Below are 18,057 nucleotides of genomic sequence, written 5' to 3'. Positions count from 1 at the left end.
AGAGGGCCGAGGGTCCCGACCGCCGGGCCGGAGGTCCCTGCCGACGAGGACGCCGATGCGGCGGGGGCGACCGTCGACACAGCACTCACGCTCGACGTGCGGCCGGCTAACCCGCGCCGGTCAGGGCCGCCGTCGGTGGCGTGCGCAGCGCCGAGCGGGCCGGCAGCCCGATGCCGGCGACGGCGATCGCGGTGACGACGACGGCCGCTGCGGGCAGCAGCCACCAGGGCCCGGCCGGCCAGGGCCGGTCCAGAAATCCCACGCCCAGCAGCGCCAGGGGCACGGCCGAGACCAGCACCCCGGCGAGGACGGCGGCGGCCGAGACGAACCCTGCCTCCCACCGCACCATGGCCCGCAGCTGGGCCGGCGTGGTCCCGCTGAGCCGCAGGGTGGCCAGCTCCTCGCGGCGCTGGGCGGTGGCGGCGACCAGCGAGTTGGCGACGCCGAGCAACACGTAGCCCAGCAGCACGCCGACCACCGCGAGATTGACCCACGTCTCCGGCGGCACCGCTCGCGCCGGCCCGGCGTCGGCATCGGCCAGGACCAGGCCCGGTCGGGTGGCCACCGCGCCGGCCAGGGCGCGACCAGCCGCCGCGCTGCCGTCGGTGCGGACCAGCAGCTGGTCGGCGAGGTCGCTCGTGGTGTGCCCTGCGGCGAGGTCCGCCGAGAGGACGACGGCGCCGATGCCGAGAGTGCGCTCGTAGACGGCCACCACCCGCGCCGTCACCTCCGCACCGTCGCCGAGGGAGAGCCGCACCCGGCTGCCGACACCGGCGTCGCGGGCGCGCGCCGCCTCGGTGCCCAGCGCGACCGTGTCGCCGGTCAGCCCGGCCAGGCTGCCGGCCAGGACGCCGAGGTCGAGCACCTCGGGCGCGGCGGGCGTGAGCACCAGCGCACCCTGCGGCTCGACGGTGACCTCGCCGAGCAGGCGCTGCGACCACAGCACCGCGGTGGTGCGCACGGGTGCGGCCGCCTCGACGCCGGGGGTGGCCCGCACGGCGGCCAGCGCGTCTTCGGGGATCCCGCCCAGCGCCGGGGCGACGACCTGCGCGGTGGCCAGCGTGGCCTCCTCGGCCTCCCCGGTGACGGCGGCGGCCACCGTGGTGTGCGCGGAGGTGTAGGTCAGCGCGAGCACCACGGCCATCGCCAGCGTGGTGACCGCGCCGGCCGAACGCAGTGCGTACCCGTGCAGGTTGGCCACTGCGAGCCAGGTCGGCGCGGAGGTGCTCGCCGGGAGCCGGCGGGCCAGCCCGCCGGTGACCCGGCGCAGCAGCACCGGCCCGGCCAGCGCCAGACCGATGGCGCCGACGATGCCGGCCAGCGACGTGCCCGCCGCACCGAGCTGCGAGCGCAGGAGCAGCGGCAGCACCGCGAGCGGAACGGCGGCCACCAGGAGCCCCAGGCCGATCCGCGTGCGCACCGCCGACGGCACCGCCGGCCCGGTGCGGCTCTCCCCGAGGGCGGCGGTGACCGGCGCCCGCGACACCCGCCACGCCGCACCCCGGGCCGCGACCTGGACGACCAGGAGCAGGAGCAGCGCAGCGGCCAGCGCGGGCAGCGGGCTCCACGTGAGCGGCAGCTGCTCGGGGATCACGCCCGTGCCGACCAGCAGCCGGCGGAACCGGTCGGCGAGCAGGTAGCCCAGCGCGATCCCGGGGGCCAGCGCGACGGCGGCGGCCAGGGTGGCCTGGCTCGCGACCAGCCTGCGCACCTGCCGCGGGGTGGTGCCGACCGCGCGCAGCAGCGCCAGCTCGCGCCGCTGACCGGCGATCGACACCGACAGCGCGCCGGCGATGACGAACCCGACGACGAGCAGCGGCACCCCGGCCAGGGAGGAGGCCAGCGCGACGAGAAGGCTGCGGGCGGCGGCTGCCTCGGGCAGCACCAGCTCGCCCCGGTCGCCCCCGGTCGCCACCTCCAGGCCGGCGTCGGCGACCTGCGCCCGCACGTCGTCGGCGACCCGGTCCGTGGCGCCCGGCTCGACCCGCAGGCCGACGAGGTCGACGGTGCCGGAGCGCCCGGCCAGCCGTGCGGCGACGTCGTCGGCGAACAGCAGCCCCGCGCCGTCCGGACCGGCCACCGCCGTCACCCGGTACTCCGCCGTCCGCCCCGCGGCGACGACACGGGCGGTGCCGCCCGGCTCGAGGCCGGCGGTCGCGGCCAGGGAGGGGTCGACGGCCACCTCGTCCGGGCCGGCCGGCGGGCTGCCCTGCACCGGCCGGTCGGGCAGCAGCTGCAGCGAGCTCCAGCCGTGGCCGGCCGCGGCGGGGGCGTCGCTGCCGACCACGTCGCCGTCGCCGGTCAGGACGGCGGCCGGGAAGGCGAGGTCGCCGGCGGCGGAGGTGACGCCGGGCAGCCCGGCGAGCCGGTCGGCCAGGTCGGCCGGGACGCCGGCCCGCTCCGGCAGCGCGACCGGCAGCTCCCCGGACGGCCGCACGGTCTGGTCCGCGGAGACGAGCACGTCGGCGGCGGCCAGCCGGCCGGCCGGCAGCTCCGAGCGCAGGCCGGACTCGGCCAGAACACCGGTGCCGGTGACGATGGCGGCTCCACCGAGGACGGCGCAGACCACCGCGACCAGCGCGGCGAGCCGGCGGCGGGCCATCGCGACGGCGATCGCGAGCACCGCGCTTACCGCCCCAGCTCGGCGAGGCGGGCGGCCAGCCCGGCGGCGGCCGGGGCCTCGTGCGTCTCGACCACCCGGCCGTCGGCCATCACCAGCGCGCGGTGGGCGCGGGCGGCGGCGGCCGGGTCGTGGGTGACCATGACGACGGTCTGGCCCAGCTCGTCGACCAGGTCGCGCAGCAGCCCGAGCACCTCGCCGGCGCTGCGCAGATCCAGCGCGCCGGTGGGCTCGTCGGCGAAGACGACGGCGGGCCGGGCCACGAGCGCCCGGGCGATCGCTGCGCGCTGCTGCTGCCCGCCGGAGAGCTCGGTCGGGCGGTGGCCGAGCCGGCCGGTCAGCCCCACCCGGTCCACCAGCGAGCGGACCCACTCGTGGTCCAGGCGCTGCCCGGCCAGCCGCAGCGGCAGGGTGATGTTGTCGGCGACGGTCAGCGCCGGTACCAGGTTGTAGGCCTGGAACACGAAGCCGATCCGGTCGCGGCGCAGCTCCGTCCGGCGGGTCTCGTCGAGCCGGCCGATCTCCGTGCCGTCGAGCAGCACGTCACCGGCGGTGGGAGTGTCCAGGCCCGCCGCGCAGTGCAGCAGGGTGCTCTTGCCCGAGCCGGAGGGGCCCATGACCGCGAGGAAGGAGCCGCGCGGCACGGCGAGCGTGACGTCGTCGAGGGCCCGGACGCCGTTGGGGTGCACCTTGGTGACCCCGTGCAGCGCCACGGCGGGCTCCTGGGGCACGGCCGGGTCGGTGCCCGGCCGGCGCAGGGCGGCGGTCATCGCCGGCGGACGTGCAGGGTGATCAGCGCGGCGACGCAGCCGGCGGTGACCACTCCGGAGACGATGCTGGCCACCAGGGGCAGCACGCCGAACGACGCGAGCGCGTTGACGGCGACGCTGAGGGCCAGCAGCAGCCACAGCGCGGTCCGCAGGCGCCCGCCGTCCCCGGCGGGCCGGTACGGCGGGGGGTCGTACCGGGGCGGGATGGGGTGGCCGTCGGGAGTGGGGGACGGCGAGGTGTCGTCGAGGCGGTAGGGGTCGGGCACGACGGGCTCCTGGAGGTCGCGGGATCGGTACGTGATCGATCCTCGGGACGGCGCGGCGGCCTGCCGATCCCCTGACCTGCCCGTTCGAGGTACAGCAGGCTGTACTCCTGCGGTTCGGGTGCTGACGGCGAGGCCCCGGTGCACCTAGCGTTCGGGGGTGCCTCCCGCTCCCCTGCCCGTCGCGCCGGCTCCCGCGGCCGCCGGCGGTCTGCGCGCGGCGGCGGCGCGGGCCGGCCGGGACACGCTCACCGCGCTCGAGCAACTCGGCGGCGGGCTGGGTACGGCGCTGCTGGCGCTCGTCGTCCTGCTGTGGGTGCTCGTCGTCGCCCTCGCCTGCCTGGTCGGCATCGGGGTGCTGCTGGTCCCCGGGGCGCTGCGGCTGGTGCACGCGCTGGCCGACCGGGAACGCGCCCGGCTCGGCCGCTGGGGCCCCGACGTGCTCGGCCCCGGCGCGGCGCCCCGGTCGCCGTTCGACCCGGCCGCCCGGCGCGAGCTGGCCTGGCTGGCCGGTGCCGCGACGGTGGGGTTGGTCTGGACCCTGGTCGGGGTCGGGCTGCCCGTCTACGCCGTCCGCGACCTGACCTTCCCGCTGTGGGAGCCCCTGCTGCCGCCGGGCGAGGACAGCCGGCCATGGTGGTGGTCGGTGGACGACTGGACCGGCGCCGCCGCGGTGGCGCTGCTCGGGCTGGGCTGGGCGGCGCTGACCGTCGGGGCGACCCCGGGGATGGCGCGGCTGCACACCCGCGCGGCCCGGCGGCTGCTGTCCCCGCCGCCGGGCACCGACCTGTCGCTGCGGGTGGCCGAGCTGACCGCCACCCGGGCGGCGGCGCTCGACGCGCACGTGGCCGAGCTGCGCCGCATCGAGCGGTCGCTGCACGACGGCACGCAGAACCGGCTGGTGACGGCGACCGTGCTGCTCGGCGCGGCCCGCCGCTCGCTGGGGCGGGACCCGGCGGCCACCGAGGAGCTGCTGGAGCGGGCCCAGGACGCGGCCGAGCAGGCGCTGGCGGAGCTGCGGTCGGTCGCGCGCGGGATCCTGCCGCCGGTGCTGGTCGACCGCGGGCTGGCCGGCGCGCTGAGCGGGCTGGCGGCGTCCAGCCCGGTGCCGTGCACCGTCGACGTCGACGTCCCGGTGCGCTGCCCGGCATCGGTGGAGGCGACCGCCTGGTTCGTGGTGGCCGAGGCGCTGACCAACGTGGCGCGGCACAGCGGCGCGACCGCGGCGCGGGTGACGGTGCGCCAGCGCGCGGGCCGGCTGCACCTGGCGGTGACCGACGACGGCTCCGGCGGGGCGGCCGAGGGCGGCGGCTCGGGGCTGACCGGGGTGCGCCGGCGGGTGCAGGCGCACGACGGCGAGCTGACGCTGACCAGCCCGCCGGGTGGGCCGACGACGCTGGAGGTGTCGCTGCCGTGCGGATCGTGATCGCCGAGGACGACGCGCTGCTGCGGGAGGGGCTGGCGCTGCTGCTGCGAGCCGAGTCGCTGGACGTGGTGGCCACCGCGGACGGGCCGGACGGCTTCCTGGCCGCCGTCGACGAGCACCGTCCGGACGTGGCGATCGTCGACGTCCGGATGCCGCCGACGCACGACGACGAGGGGGTACGGGCCGCGGTCGAGGCCCGGCGCCGGCAGCCGGAGCTGGCGGTGCTGGTGCTCTCGGCGTACGTGGAGCAGGCGTTCGCCACCGAGCTGCTGGCCGGTGGTGCGCGCCGGCTGGGCTACCTGCTCAAGGAGCGGGTCGGGCGGGTGGAGGAGTTCCTCGGCGCGCTGCACCGGGTCGCCGGGGGCGGGACAGCGATCGACCCGGAGGTGGTGGCCCAGCTGCTCACCCGGTCGCGCCCGGACGCCGGGCTGGACCGGCTCAGCGCCCGTGAGCGGGAGGTGCTGGGGCTCATGGCCGAGGGGCTGGGCAACGCCGCGATAGCCGCCCGGCTGGTGGTCACCGACGGAGCGGTGCACAAGCACATCCGCAGCATCTTCGCCAAGCTCGACCTGCCGCCGACCGACGCCGCCGACCGGCGGGTGACCGCGGTGCTGCGCTACCTGGACGCGGTCCGGCGCTGAGCCCGTCGGCCGGCGGGTGACCGACCGCACGGAATGCTTGAGCGCTCAACTCCCGCTTCGAGTGGCATGAGCACCCGCAAGACCGCCGTCACCGCCGTGCCCCTGCACCCCCTGCTGGCCGGGCGGTGGAGCTCCCGTGCCCTCGACACGGGGCACGAGCTGGCCGACGCGCAGCTGACCGCGCTGCTGGAGGCCGCCCGCTGGGCACCGAGCGCGAACAACAGCCAGCCGTGGCGGTTCGCGGTGGCCCGGCGTGGCACGGCGGGGTTCGCGGCAGTCCAGGACGCGCTCGCGCCGGGGAACCGGGTATGGGCGCATGCGGCCTCCGCGCTCGTCGTCGTCGCCGCCGAGACCGCCGGCCCGGACGGCAGCCCGCGGCCGTGGGCCGTCTACGACACCGGCCAGGCGGTCGCGCACCTGTCCGTGCAGGCCGAGCACGAGGGCCTGGCGGTGCACCAGCTCGGCGGCTTCGACCGGGACCGGGTGTCTGCACTCCTCGACCTGCCGGCTGACGTGGTCCCGCTGGTCGTCGTCACCCTGGGCGTGCGCGACGACGACGCCGAGCTGCCCGAGGCGCTCGCCGCCCGCGAGCGGACGGCGCGCGAGCGGCTGCCGCTCGACGCCCTCCTGATGGCTTTCACCAGTCACTGGGAGTCCACGGCTGACCTGCGCCGGTCCCGCCTCTGACAGCGACGCCGAGCGCGCCGCGGCCTAGCCTGCCTGGCGGCCCTCGTCGTCCTCGCGCTCGGCCTCCGCGGCGCCGACGCGGAGCCGCCGAGGTGCTGGCCGCCCCGGGGTCAGGTCGGGCCGCCGGCGGCACGGTTCGGCGACCACCCGACCAGAGCACGCAGCCGAGGACTCCTCACGTGGTCGCCACGGCTCCCGACGACCTCAGCTGGGCGCCGATCCGGTCACCGTCCTGCACGTACCCGACGAACGTGAACACGGTCAGGGCGGCGAGCGCCGTGCCGCCCCATCCGTCGGACAGGTAGTTGTAGAGGCCGTGCAGGACGCCGGCGATGACGAGGCCGAAACCGAGCAGGTGGAAGCGGACGTCGCGGTACCAGGCGCCCAGCCCGATGAAGAAGGCGACGATCCCCGCCATGCAGGCGTGGAAGAGGCCGCCGCAGAGCAGGCGCCACAGGCTCACGACCAGCCCCCCGTCGTCCAGGTCCAGCACGGAGGCGTACGCCACGGTGTAGGTGACCGCCTCGGCCGCGCCGAAGGCGAGTCCGCTGACAGCCCCCGCGTAGAGATAGGTGCGCGGAGCCCACCGCCCACGCCCGGCTCGCAGGAACAGCAGGATCGCCAGCGCCTTGGCCACCTCCTCCGGGATGCCGACCGTGACGATGCTGGCGAACCAGTCGTCCGTGCTGGCGCCGAGCTGCTCCTCGACGGCGATGGCGATGGCGACCCCGGCGACCGCCGTGAAAGCGCTGATCTTCGCGATGGTCAGCCAGCCGAGGGGTTCCGGTCGGACCAGCTCCCGGATGGCGACCAGCCACAGCACGGCGAAGTAGACGGCGAACCCGACGGCGACCCGCTCGACGTCCGTGTCGTCGGAGGTGGCTTGCAGGAGCCCGAACGGGGCGAGCGCCATCAGCAGGAACAGCGCCGTGCGTCCCTGACGCCAGCCGGAGTCGCCCGCCCACCGCCGCAGTGGCAGCAGCGAGGCGAAGGGCACGCGGGAGAACTGGGCCACCACGCCGTCGAGCACGCCCGGCACAGCGACCGCGGAGTCGGCAGGGGCGCGCAGCGGGCCGGCGGGCGGCGGGTCATCGGGTGGCGGCCAGCCGCCCGCGACGGCCGTGCCGCAGTCCCCGCAGAAGCGGTCACCGGTCGTCAGCGACGCCCCGCAGGCGGAGCAGTGCATCCGCGGCGCTCCCTCCACGCCGAGGGTCACCGCTTCCTCCACGGGCGCCGGAGGTGCCGCGGCAAGCCGGGCCTCCACCGGCGGAGGAGCAGCACGGCCGCCAGCGCGACATCGAGGAGGGCCACACCGGCGCGCCAGACGCCGTTCTCCCGGCAGGAGTCCCGCACGTTGTTGAGGGCGGTCACCTCGTCGGCCGCTTCCCGCTGCTCGTGCGACCACTCGGCGAGGGTGGCCTCGTGGTCGGCTTCCAGCGCCGCGACCCGCGACCGGGCGGAGGACAGGCGGCTCTGCGCCGCGCTCTCCCGAGCCGCCAGGCCGCTGGCCGCCTCGGCTGCTGCGGCTTCCGCGACGTCCGCAGCCGCTGCTAGCTCCTCGGCCGTCGCTTCGGCGTCCGCTGCCTCGGATTCCCGAGCCGCCTCCTCGCTCCTGGCGCGCGAGAGCGCCGCCTCCGCCTCCGCGAGCTCCGCACGCGCGTCGTCCAGGTCCTGCTGGGCCTCGTCGACGTCCGCCTGCGTGTAGAAGGCGTACTCCGACGTGAGGTTCTCCTGCACGTGCGCCAGCCAGTCCTCCGCGTACTCGACAGCGCTCTCGGCGGAGTCGACGTCGTACTGGGCGAGGGAGCTGTCGGGGAAGTAGCCGCCCGTGAAGGACGACTCCCAGAGATCGTCCTGGGCCTCGTTCGCGGCCGTCCTCGCCTCCTGGGCGGCAACGCGAGCGGCTTCCACTGCAGCCTGCTCACCCTGGAGCGCAGCCATCTCGGCGTTGGCCGAGGTGACGGCCCGGCGCGCGTCGGCGAGCGCTGCGGGCGCGGTCGGCCGATGCGCCTCGGGGAGAGAAGCGGCGGGAAGCGCGTAGGCGGCCGCGACGTTCCTGCACGAGCCGCCGTCGTACGGCGTCGCGAGGAGCACGGCCGCAGCGCTGATCAGCAGCAGACCGCCCAGCGCATCAGCGGTGATCCGGCGGGGCCACGGCATCAGTCGTCTCCGATCGACAGCTGGAGGGACCAGTCGGCGTCCGACAGCTCCTCGTAGGAGTACTGCAGGTGGCCCCGGTTGCCGCCGGCGATGGTGAGGCCGTAGAAGTCCGCGCGGGTGACGTCTTCGAGGGCGAAGGAGAAGACGCATCCGAGGCCGTCGTACTCGCCGGCGGAGAGCCGGGCGGTCGAGAGCGTCTCGCCACGGTCGTCGGTGAGGACGACCTGGGCGCCACCGCCCAGATCGCCGTATCCGCCCTCACCGGTGCACGACCTGCCCGCGGTGAGACCCACGTACGCCGCGTCGACGAGCAGGACGCTGCCGCTCAGGGTGTGCTCCTCGACGCCGCGGACGATCGCCCATCCCGAGAGCGCGAGCGCCGCCACGACCAGGAGCGCCAGCACGTTGGGCCGACCCGCAGGAGGCGGAGGTCCAGGATCCGCGCGCAACCAGGGCACCGACTCTGATGCGGCAGGATCGCCCGGCGCCGGTAGGACCCCGGTGGGGGTTGCCTGGATCGGCGCGTCCTGCGACGGGAGGGCGTCGCCGTCCAGGGGGTTCCCGGTCCCGGTGGAGAGCGCGGGAGCACCGCCGGGAGCCACGCCGTCCGGGAGCGCAGCTCCGCAGCTCGAGCAGAACCGCGTTCCCTTCACGACCGTTCCGCACTGTGCGCACGTGCGCGCGATGATCATCACTCCCCCGTTCCTCCAGCCAGCGGAGACATCGGCAGCAACGAGCAGTTGTTGATCCGGCCGCGGAATCGCCGGGACCGGCCCGTCGCGCCCGACGCCCGCCCGACCGGAGACGCAGGTCCGCGCCGAGGCTGCTCTGCGCTCCGCGCGATTCCAGATCCCCGCCGTGCTCGCCGAGGACGCCGGTGAGCTCACCCGCCTGCTCGGCAGGGTCCGCCAGTAGGTGCGAGCCCGTCCGCCGCGGTCGGCCCTGCGCTCACGCACTCGCGGCTGATCGCGTTCTCCACGCTCGATCAGCCGTCGACGTAGCGGTCGCGCTCGACGACGAACTGGCCGGTGGCAGTGTTGGCGTCGACGAACTCCGGCAGCAGCGGGATCCGCACGGTCACCGTCACGCAGACGGAGAACTCCTCCCCCGGCGCCAGCGCCGGGGTGTAGCTGCCCGCCGCCTCGCACCCTGCGCCGGCCGGTGCGTACGCGAGCTGCAGGTCGGTGGCCGCGATCGACTGGTCGGCTACCGCCAGCTGCGCCGCCCGCAGCGCCCGCTCGTGCCCGCTCACCGGATCCGGCGCGGTGCCCATCGCCCGCCCGGCCTCCCGCGCCGCGGCCTGCGAGGCGAACACCCCGCGCTGCACCGCCGAGAACCCCGCCACCACGTAGACCAGCGGCACGAACACCACCAGCGCGATGAACACGAACTCCACCAGCGCCGACCCGCGTTCACCACCGACCATGCCCAGGCGGGCGCGCAGCCACCTCACCCGGCCTCCTTCATCGCCCGGCCGGTCACCTCCAGCGGCAGCAGGTTCCCCAGCGCCGCCAGCAGCGAGGGCACGGACCCGGAGCAGCGCACCACCACGAGCGTCGCGCCGCTGGGGTCGGCCTCCTCCCCCGACGTGCACGTCAACCCGCGCGCCGTCCTCTCCGACGTCGCCCGCGCCACCACCTCCACCGTGCGCGCGGCGCCGTAGGCGGAGTCGACGTCGGCGGCCGCCGCGTACCGCGCGCCCTCCTGGGCGCTCGCTGTGACCACGTTGCGCACGTGCACGTAGACCGCCACCTGCAGCACCGCCAGCAGCAGCGCGACGATCAGCAGCGAGACCAGCACGAAGTCGACGACGGCGCTGCCGCGCTCGCCGTCGTCCCCCGGGGTGAGCTGCTGGAACGGCCTCGCTGCAGGGCCCCGCCGCGAGCGTGCGAGCGGTGGGGGGCAGCGCGGTCCTTCGTCAGCCGGCACTCGTGACCGACGTCAGCGCGTTCGTCACCGCCTCGACGATCGCCGCGCGGAACGGGATGAGGATGGCCAGCACCAGGGCGGCGGTCATCACGGTGATCATCACCCAGCCGGGCACGTCACCCCGCTCGGGATCCTCGCCGCGCAACCGCTCGACCAGGGCGACGAGGGTCGCGGAGATGAAGGCGTAGGGACGCATGAGGGGCTTCCTTTCCGGTTGTCCGCGGGCTCACTGCGCCAGCGAGACGATGCTGATCAGCCCCGGGAACAGGGCGAAGAGGACAGTGACCGGCAGCACCAGGAAGACGACCGGCACCATCATGGCGATCTCCTTGCGGCCACCGGCCTCGAGCAGGTGCCGCTTGCCGGCCTCGCGCACGTCGGCGGCCTGGGCGCGCAGCACCTCGGCCAGCGGGGTGCCGCGCTCGATGGCCACGAGCAGGCCGTCGATGAACCGGGCCAGCGGATCCAGGGAGGTGCGGTCGGCCACCTGCTGCAGCGCGTCGACCAGCGGAACACCGGCCCGCGCACGGCCGAGCGCGGCGCCCAGCTCGCGGGCCAGCTCTCCGCCGGAGAGCCGGGTGACCCGGGCGATGGCCGCGGTCGGGCTCTCCCCCGCCGTCACCGCCAGCGCCAGCAGCTCGGCGACCACCGGGAACTCGGCGAGCAGCAGCTCCTCCCGCCGCTGCACCTGCTGGGTGAGCCACCAGTCGCGACCGAGCACCCCACCGACCAGGCCGGCCACGCAGAGCAGCCCGGCCGACAGCACGTTGAGGTCGCCGGCGGCGAGCGACCCGACCGCCGCGACCAGAGCCGCCCCGAGGAGCCCCAGCCCGCCCCAGACGACCTGCTCGATGCGGAAGTCCTCCACCGTCAGCTCGCCACCGAGGGCATCGAGCCGGCGGCGCACCGCGGCCCGCCCGCCGACGAAGCGGTCGATCACGCGGGCGCCGTTGCCGATCGTCGGACCGGCGAGCCGGCGCACCGCCGAGAGGAGGCCCGGCTCGGTCGCGGTGCCGAGCAGCCGTGACGGCGGCGGGGTGTCGTGCACGTACGGCGCGAGCCGGTCGACCAGACGCACCGACCGGAACGGCGGCGCGTACGTCAGCACCAGCACCAGCCCGGTGGCGGCCAGCAGGCCGAGCAGCATCCCGAGGACGCCGGCGCTCACCGGAGCACCCCCCTCACTGGAGCACCCGCACGTCCTCGGGCAGCCGCCCGATCCGCAGCATCAGCCGGTAGGCGACCAGGCAGACCGCCCCGCCGCCGAGCAGGATCGCGGTGCCCAGCGCCGAGTCGTACGCGGCCAGCGTGGTCGCCTGCGTGGCCAGCAGGAGCAGCACGACCCACGGCGCGGCCACCGCCAGCCGGGCGGCCTGCACCACCCAGCCCTGCCGGGTCTCCAGCTCCGCGCGGGCCCGGGCGTCCTCCCGCAGGAACGTCGACAACGTGCGCAGCACGCGACCCAGGTCGCTGCCGCCGACCTCGCGCGCCACCCGCAGCGTCTCCACGATGCGGTCACCGACCGGGTCGGCGAGGTCGTCCTTGAGCCGGTCCAGGCACGGCCCGAACCGGCCGCTGGAGCGGTACTCGGCACCGAACCGGGCGAACGGTGGCCGCAGCACCTCGGGCCCGCGGGTCGACAGCGCCGACAGCGCCTCGGGCAGCGACAGGCCGGCGCGCACGGCCGAGGCCAGGTTGTCCACGACCTCGGGCCAGACCTCGCGCAGGTCGGCCCGGCGCTTGCCGGCGAGGCGGCGGACCTGCGCGTGCGGCAGCAGGAAGCCGAAGAGGCCGAACACCAGGCTGACGGTCACGGTGCCGGTGGCGAGCAGGACGACGACGGTGGCCAGCAGCCCCAGCCCGATCTGCAGCGCGAGCAGCTGGGCGGCGTTGATGCCGTCGAGCCCGGCGGCGGCCAGCAGCTCCTGCCGTCGCCCGGGACGGCGCGGGTCGGTGCGCGGCCTGGGTGCGCGGGAGCCGCTGCGCCAGATCAGCAGGAGGCCGACCCCGAGCAGCAACCCCAGCAGGGCACCGGACTCCGTCATGCCAGCAGGCCGGCCAGGTCGAAGCCGGCGGCGGCGAACCGCTCGGCGTGCGGCGGGTAGCCGTCGGCCCGGACCAGGCGGCCGTCCCGGCTGGTGAACACGTCGGCGGTCTCGATGACCCCGTCCTCCGACCGGCCGGGCAGCGCGACGATCTCGCGCACCCGCCGCCGGCCGTCGGCGTCGGTGCCCGCGTGCACCACGAGGTCCACGCTGGCGGCGACGGTCGGGACGACGAACGACGTGCCGATGTTCTCCCCGGCCAGCAGCGGCAGGGTGCACATCTTCACCACGGCCTCGCGCGCACTGTTGGCGTGCAGCGTGCACATGCCGGGAAGGCCGGAGTTCAGCGCGATGAGCAGGTCGAGGCACTCCTCCTGGCGCACCTCGCGTGGATTCCGACGGAAGTGTCCATCCGCGACCAGCAGGTCTCCGGCGACGGACACTCCCGCCGGAATCCGGTGAGAGGCACTCCGAGACTCCTGTGTCCGGCGACGGACACTTCGTCCCCGACGAGGGACACTCCAGTGCGGCACAACGCGCGAGCACCCCGCGCCTGGGAAGGCGCGGGGTGCTCGGGTTCAGCGGGGGGATTTGTCAGCGCAGAGCGCGGACGACATCGACCAGCTGTGCTCCGGTGCCCGTCCAGTCGACGATGAGACGGTCCACGATGTCCAGCGCCAGTCGGTCGTCGGCGAAGACGCAGATGGCGTCGCGGTAGGCGGCCAGCCGGCGAGCGGCGGCTTCGGCACGGCCGGCCGCCGCGAGGTGGGCGGCCGCGGTCTCCCGGTGGTTCTCCGCCCGCAACTGCATCCGCTCGATGCGCACCTCCAGGGTCGCGTCTTCCATCGCGTCAAGCTCAGCCAGCCAGGTGGCCTGGAGGGAGCCGGGCTGCTCGCCGCCGGTCACGATCCGCCTCGGCCGTAGGCGTAGTGGTCGAAGAGGGTGAGCAGCGGGAAGTCGGCCGGTCCGTTGCACATCACCGAGGTGGTGCGCTGACGCCGGAGCGCCGACCGCATGTGCGTGGGGACCGGCACGCTGGTCCCGGCGAGGGACAGCTGCGTGGCCCGGCCGGAGAACATGCCGGCGTGCACGTCGACCCAGCGTTGTCCGGCGGGCAGCAGCTCAGCGAACGCGTCTTCGGCGGGCGTGTAGGTGTCCCGGCCGGCGTCGCGCAACTGCCACTGCTCGGCAACGGTGGTGTCCGAAGCACGGGTGACCGCAGTGAGCCGGTCGCGCATCCGCTCGCCGTCGAGGACGCCGGCGGTGAGCGCGCGCCGGGCGGCGGTGAGCAGACAGCGCAGGCGGCCGTCGTGCAACGGGCAGTGGTGCTCGGTGGCGGTCGGCCAGGTGGCGTCACCGCGGCGCCACCAGTCCTGGGAGACGGCCGGGCAGCAGTGGGCGCGGTCAGCGGCACCGACGAGCCGCTGATTCCAGTAGCCAGTGACTGCCGCCCAGGGAAGTACGCCGCCGGCGACGCCGGAGCACAACTCGGCGTGCTCGTCGGTGGGGGCCTCGCCGAAGAGCAGCCACAGCCGGACGCCGGCGATGGTGGTGGCCATCAACAGCTCCCGCAGGGCTGGGACGGTTAGCCACTGCGCCTCGGTGATGACGAGGTCGCCGACGTCGCCGTGCCGCAGGTAGGGCAGCACCCGGTAGAGGTGCCGCTCGCCGACCTGTCGGGGTGCGCGCAGGCCGCAGCAGCCGATCGCGGTGAGCACGTCCTGGCTGAGCGGGGCGAGGGTGTCGCGGCCGGCGGGCGGGCGGGCGTCGACCCAGGCGGTGGCGGGGTCGTCGGCGAGCCGGCGGCGGAAGGCGTGCAGCGCCTCGATGTCGGCCGGCGCGTGCGCGATCACGACCCGTCCGGGCTCAGACAGCACGTCGGCTCCCGGACAGGTCGGGGCGGCGGCCGAGGACCATCTCGATCGCCAGCTCGGCGAGCTCGACGGTCAGCGGCCCGGTGACGCCGAGGTCATCCAGGGCGTCGACGAAGGACTGCCAGTACCGCCACAGGCCGCGGGCGAACACCTCGTCGACGCGCCGCAGCAGGCCGTCGTCGCTGGCGGCGAGCACGGGGTGGAACCGCTGCAGCAGCGGCCACATCTGCGGCCAGGTCCGCGGCTCGAGCAGGACGCGCCGCTTGATGCGGGTACTCAGCTGCGGGTCGCGGTCGAGCCGCTGGTTGAGGTTCACCCCGGCCAGGACCATGCCGACGTGGTCGGTGGCCTTGTTATTCAGCCAGCGCAGTGCCATCAGCGAGTCCAGGCCGATGTTCTGCGCCTCGTCGACGATGAGCAACGTCGGGGTGGACGCGAGGGTCTGCGCGACGACGTCCTGGAGCTTGGCCTGGGTGCCCTTCTGCGGGGCTCCGGTGACGCCGCGGGCGATCTCCTCCCACGCCTGCTTGTTGCGGCTGCCCTGGGCGATGGAGACGTTGACGACGGTGACGCCGGCGATGCCCTCCAGCGCACCGACGAGCGTGGTCTTGCCGGCGCCGGCGGGGCCGCTGATCACGACCATGTGGTTCTTCTCCACCGCGGTGCGGGCGAAGGCGACGGTGCGCCGCAACTCGTCGGTGAGCACGAGGGAGGCGCCGGCGGGCAGCTCGCGGCGGATGTGGTCGGGCAGGTGGTCGGCGGCGGCGTCCACGTCCCAGGCGTAGGTGGGCATGGGCGGGGTGAGGGTCACGGCTTCTGCTCCTTCTTGGTGCGGCCGCGGGCGAGGGCGGCCAGGAGGGGGTCGGTGGTGTCGGGGGCACTGCGGTCGGCGCCGTCGGGGTCGGCGCGGGTGGACGGGGCGATCGCGACGTCCGCCGCGTGGGGCGGCGGGTTGGCCGCGTCATGCAGGTGGCGGGCGGGCGGGGTGTCCGGGACTTCGCGGCTTGGCGCGTCCGGGGTGGGCTGCGCGGCGGCGTCGGGTGCCGCCAGAGCGCCGGTCATGTCGCGTGCAGGCGCGTCGCCCGTCGCGCTACCGGGCGTGACGTCGGCCTGGTCATCGGCGGCGATGTCCAGCTCCTGCCGCCCGCGGAGCTGCTCGAGGTCCTCGCTGCTGAGCGCACGGACCGCGGTGAGCAGATCGAGGTCGTCGAGGAGGGCCTGCACCTCCGGGGTGTCGGCGAGGGCGGCGAGCAGCGTCCCGGCCGGAGCCGGAGCCGGGTCCAGCGACCCGGTGCGCTGCGTCGGCACGACGCCGGTCGGCGCCGGCTGCGGCGGCAGGTTGGTCCGGTTCTTCCGGTTCCGGCGGCGGGTCTTCTGCCCGGCCTCGACGAAGGAGCGGCGAGCGGCGCGATCCTCGAGGATGCCGGCGATCTCGTACTCGGGCAGGGCGTCGTCGCGGTAGAGCAAGGCGATGAAGTCACCGGTGTCGGTGAACGCGTACAGCGTCTCGGGCGCCGCGTCGTCGCCGGGGTGCAAGCCGGCGACGATGACCTGGCCGCTGTAGCCGACCTGCTCGAAGGCGCGGCTCAGGTACCGGTGCTTGCGGAACTCCACGCCGGTGCGCTCGTTGGCCAGCCGCTCGCCGAGGGGAACGGCGAGCTCGGCGACGTTCTCATCGGTGAGGTCGAACTGCCCGGCGACCAGCCCCTGCTCGATGCAGTCACGGCGCATCTCGAACCGGGTGCGACCGGCGTGGCGCACGGTGTCGGGGCGGTGGCCGAACCGGGCGTCGTCGAGCAGAGACACCAGCACCTCGTCGACCTCGGCGAGGGTGGCGTACAGGCCGAGGTCGTAGCAGCGGCCGGTACGGTCCTGTGGGCCGGTGGTGGCGCCCGGCACCATCTGGAAGCGCAGGCCGTAGTCGCGGTGGTCGCGCTCGTGGCCGCCGTTGGCATCGGGCCAGTAGGAGCCGATGAGCGCGATCGTCATGCCGACGCCACCGAGCCGGCGACGGCCCTCGGTCGAGTTGATCGGGGAGCCCTGGTCGCAGCGCAGCCGCGCCGCGGCGCCGCCGACGTGGACGCCGTCGTGCTCCCAGCCCAGCACTGCCTCGCCGACCAGCGAGGCGAGGTCGGCGGCGGTGGGAGCGGTGGTCCAGCGGCGGGCGGCCAGCGGCAGGCCGTCCCACTCGTCGCGGACCACGGCCAGGTGCAGCTCGAGCGGCTCGTCGATGCCGGCCAGGGGGTCGCGCACGATGACCTTGATCGTGTACTCGTCGAGCGACCAGCAGGCGTTGACCAGCTCCTCGATGCGCCGCGGCACCGTCAGGGTGTGCTTGCGCATGGCCGGCAGGCCGCGCAGCTCCCCGGTCTTCACCGCGTTGTGGAGCCGGTCCAGGCCGGCGTAGAAGGTCGACCGACTGACGGCCGCCAGCTCGTGCGCGGGGTCGGCGCTGAGCGTCTCCCACGCCAGGTGGTAGGTCGAGTAGTCGTCGAGCTGCTTCAGCAGGTCGCTGCTGGGGATCCAGCCGGTGCGGACGCCCTTGTCGAGCACCTTGTTCGACTTGTACAGCACCACCTCGTCGACGGCGTACGGGTTCGTGCGCGCGGCGTTGGCCGTCTCCTTGGCGGCGCGCTGCAGGGCCTCGCGCCGCCAGCGCTGAACGGTGTGCGCGGTGACGCCGGCGAGCTCGGCGTACTCGGCGAGCACGTCGGGCGGCAGCACGGTGCCGGCGGGGTACTCCCGGACCAGTCGCTCGGTGAGGATCCGCCGCCGCGACGGGAGGGCGCGGTTGCCGTGGTCGCCCTTGAGGCGGCCGTCGCTGAGCCGCTCGGGCTCGACGACCTGCAGGTGCCGCACGGCGGTCACACCCAGCACCCCCCCGGGCCGGCAGGCGACGCAGCCACCCAGCAGGTGGGTGGTCCAGTTGGGGCGCACGTGCAGCGAGCGCGCCATCGTCTCGGTCGCGATGACCCGCACGCCGGCGAACGAGCCAGGCGCCAGGTGCGCGCCCAGGGCGAGGTCGGCGGCGACCTGCAGGCGCATCCAGTCGTTGAGCAGCAGGTCACCGAGCCAGGCGTAGTGCAACCGGTCCAGCACGAGAGCGCCGGTGGCCTCCCCGTCGGGGCTCCAGCCGAGCCGGTGAATGCCGGCCGGGGCGGCGGTGACGGTGCGGCGCAGCGCGCCAGCGGGCAGGGCTGTGGCAGCACGGTCGGCGCCGACGCCGGCGAAGTAGGCGCCCGGCGGGACACACTCGCCGAGATAGGTCATGGCCGCGGCGTGCGCCAGGCCCAGGCCGCGCTTGAGCAGACCCTCCCGGTAGGCGTCGCGGGCGCGGGCGGCGATGGCGTCCTCGATGCGCTGCGGCAGCGCCTTACGGGTCAGCTCCCCGTGCGGTGCGACGTCGGTGATGACCGCGGTGGCCAGGCCAACCCAGGCGATCTCGTGGCGGCCCGGCGGAATCTGCGGCATGGTCCGCGGCGCCAAGGTGACCCGGCTGCGGACGCGCGGCGCCTCGAGCTTGCCCACCGGCTTCCCCAGCGACACCGCACCCATCTCCCGAGATCGAACGTTTGTTCGGACAGGCACAATGTCAGATGCGCCTGACATGCGCGAGGGGGCTGCGTCAAGCACCGGCGTCCG

Annotated in this window: 19 protein-coding genes; 3 read left to right on the top strand and 16 right to left on the bottom strand. The window is 75.4% G+C overall.

Features of this window, described 5'->3' with window-relative positions:
• Nucleotides 1-106 precede the first annotated feature (106 nt).
• The 3 genes from ACI79S_RS15315 to ACI79S_RS15305 are packed head-to-tail and all read right to left on the bottom strand — an operon-like array spanning nt 107 to nt 3,656.
• Nucleotides 107-2,623 carry an FtsX-like permease family protein gene (locus tag ACI79S_RS15315; protein WP_456594302.1) on the bottom strand — a complete coding sequence of 839 codons (2,517 nt, stop codon included), beginning with the start codon at nt 2,621-2,623 and terminating at the stop codon, nt 107-109.
• A 5-nt stretch (nt 2,624-2,628) separates the two neighbouring features.
• Complete coding sequence (locus ACI79S_RS15310; RefSeq protein WP_456594301.1) at nt 2,629-3,390, bottom strand: ABC transporter ATP-binding protein; 762 nt, start codon at nt 3,388-3,390, stop codon at nt 2,629-2,631.
• Complete coding sequence (locus ACI79S_RS15305; protein WP_456594300.1) at nt 3,387-3,656, bottom strand: hypothetical protein; 270 nt, start codon at nt 3,654-3,656, stop codon at nt 3,387-3,389. The genes ACI79S_RS15310 and ACI79S_RS15305 overlap by 4 nt, the downstream gene beginning before the upstream one ends.
• 157 nt (nt 3,657-3,813) lie before the next feature.
• On the opposite strand from ACI79S_RS15305, the gene ACI79S_RS15300 reads away from it, so the two are divergent.
• From ACI79S_RS15300 to ACI79S_RS15290, 3 genes are all read left to right on the top strand, one after another.
• Nucleotides 3,814-5,079, top strand: a complete 1,266-nt coding sequence (locus tag ACI79S_RS15300; protein ID WP_456594299.1) for a sensor histidine kinase — start codon at nt 3,814-3,816, stop codon at nt 5,077-5,079.
• Nucleotides 5,067-5,720, top strand: coding sequence for a response regulator (locus ACI79S_RS15295; RefSeq protein ID WP_456594298.1), 654 nt, complete (start codon nt 5,067-5,069; stop codon nt 5,718-5,720). The genes ACI79S_RS15300 and ACI79S_RS15295 overlap by 13 nt, the downstream gene beginning before the upstream one ends.
• 66 nt (nt 5,721-5,786) lie before the next feature.
• Nucleotides 5,787-6,407, top strand: coding sequence for a nitroreductase family protein (locus tag ACI79S_RS15290; protein WP_456594297.1), 621 nt, complete (start codon nt 5,787-5,789; stop codon nt 6,405-6,407).
• A 175-nt stretch (nt 6,408-6,582) separates the two neighbouring features.
• Here the strand turns inward: ACI79S_RS15290 and ACI79S_RS15285 are convergent, their stop codons facing one another.
• The 13 genes from ACI79S_RS15285 to ACI79S_RS15225 form a co-directional block, all read right to left on the bottom strand.
• The gene (locus ACI79S_RS15285; RefSeq protein WP_456594296.1) at nt 6,583-7,623 is read right to left on the bottom strand and encodes a PrsW family glutamic-type intramembrane protease; all 1,041 of its coding nucleotides are present in this window, start codon (nt 7,621-7,623) and stop codon (nt 6,583-6,585) included.
• The gene (locus tag ACI79S_RS15280; RefSeq protein WP_456594295.1) at nt 7,620-8,567 is read right to left on the bottom strand and encodes a hypothetical protein; all 948 of its coding nucleotides are present in this window, start codon (nt 8,565-8,567) and stop codon (nt 7,620-7,622) included. Before ACI79S_RS15280 ends, ACI79S_RS15285 begins: the two co-directional genes overlap by 4 nt.
• Nucleotides 8,567-8,971, bottom strand: coding sequence for a hypothetical protein (locus ACI79S_RS15275; protein WP_456594294.1), 405 nt, complete (start codon nt 8,969-8,971; stop codon nt 8,567-8,569). The genes ACI79S_RS15280 and ACI79S_RS15275 overlap by 1 nt, the downstream gene beginning before the upstream one ends.
• A gap of 581 nt (nt 8,972-9,552) precedes the next feature.
• Nucleotides 9,553-10,020, bottom strand: coding sequence for a hypothetical protein (locus ACI79S_RS15270; protein ID WP_456594293.1), 468 nt, complete (start codon nt 10,018-10,020; stop codon nt 9,553-9,555).
• A complete protein-coding gene (locus tag ACI79S_RS15265; RefSeq protein WP_456594292.1) occupies nt 10,017-10,496 on the bottom strand; it encodes a TadE/TadG family type IV pilus assembly protein in 480 nt (159 codons plus the stop codon). Before ACI79S_RS15265 ends, ACI79S_RS15270 begins: the two co-directional genes overlap by 4 nt.
• Nucleotides 10,486-10,692, bottom strand: coding sequence for a hypothetical protein (locus ACI79S_RS15260; RefSeq protein WP_456594291.1), 207 nt, complete (start codon nt 10,690-10,692; stop codon nt 10,486-10,488). Before ACI79S_RS15260 ends, ACI79S_RS15265 begins: the two co-directional genes overlap by 11 nt.
• A gap of 30 nt (nt 10,693-10,722) precedes the next feature.
• Nucleotides 10,723-11,664 (bottom strand): type II secretion system F family protein, encoded by a 942-nt coding sequence (locus ACI79S_RS15255; protein WP_456594290.1) that lies wholly within the window; start codon nt 11,662-11,664, stop codon nt 10,723-10,725.
• 13 nt (nt 11,665-11,677) lie between these two features.
• On the bottom strand, nt 11,678-12,541 hold the full coding sequence (locus ACI79S_RS15250) for a type II secretion system F family protein (protein WP_456594289.1): 864 nt from the start codon (nt 12,539-12,541) through the stop codon (nt 11,678-11,680).
• Complete coding sequence (locus ACI79S_RS15245; protein ID WP_456594288.1) at nt 12,538-12,924, bottom strand: hypothetical protein; 387 nt, start codon at nt 12,922-12,924, stop codon at nt 12,538-12,540. The genes ACI79S_RS15250 and ACI79S_RS15245 overlap by 4 nt, the downstream gene beginning before the upstream one ends.
• A gap of 211 nt (nt 12,925-13,135) precedes the next feature.
• Entirely contained in the window at nt 13,136-13,387 is a 252-nt protein-coding gene (locus ACI79S_RS15240) for a hypothetical protein (RefSeq protein WP_456594287.1), read from the bottom strand.
• Between the two features lie 56 nt (nt 13,388-13,443).
• Nucleotides 13,444-14,418 (bottom strand): hypothetical protein, encoded by a 975-nt coding sequence (locus ACI79S_RS15235; protein WP_456594286.1) that lies wholly within the window; start codon nt 14,416-14,418, stop codon nt 13,444-13,446.
• Nucleotides 14,408-15,226, bottom strand: a complete 819-nt coding sequence (locus tag ACI79S_RS15230) for an AAA family ATPase (RefSeq protein ID WP_456594285.1) — start codon at nt 15,224-15,226, stop codon at nt 14,408-14,410. The genes ACI79S_RS15235 and ACI79S_RS15230 overlap by 11 nt, the downstream gene beginning before the upstream one ends.
• A complete protein-coding gene (locus tag ACI79S_RS15225) occupies nt 15,223-17,961 on the bottom strand; it encodes a hypothetical protein (protein ID WP_456594284.1) in 2,739 nt (912 codons plus the stop codon). The genes ACI79S_RS15230 and ACI79S_RS15225 overlap by 4 nt, the downstream gene beginning before the upstream one ends.
• Between the last annotated feature and the right edge of the window lie 96 nt (nt 17,962-18,057).

This window comes from Blastococcus sp. SYSU DS1024, assembly GCF_054050795.1.
The sequence above is the reverse complement of the archived record's forward strand: the minus strand, read 5'-3'. Positions and strand labels throughout refer to the sequence as shown.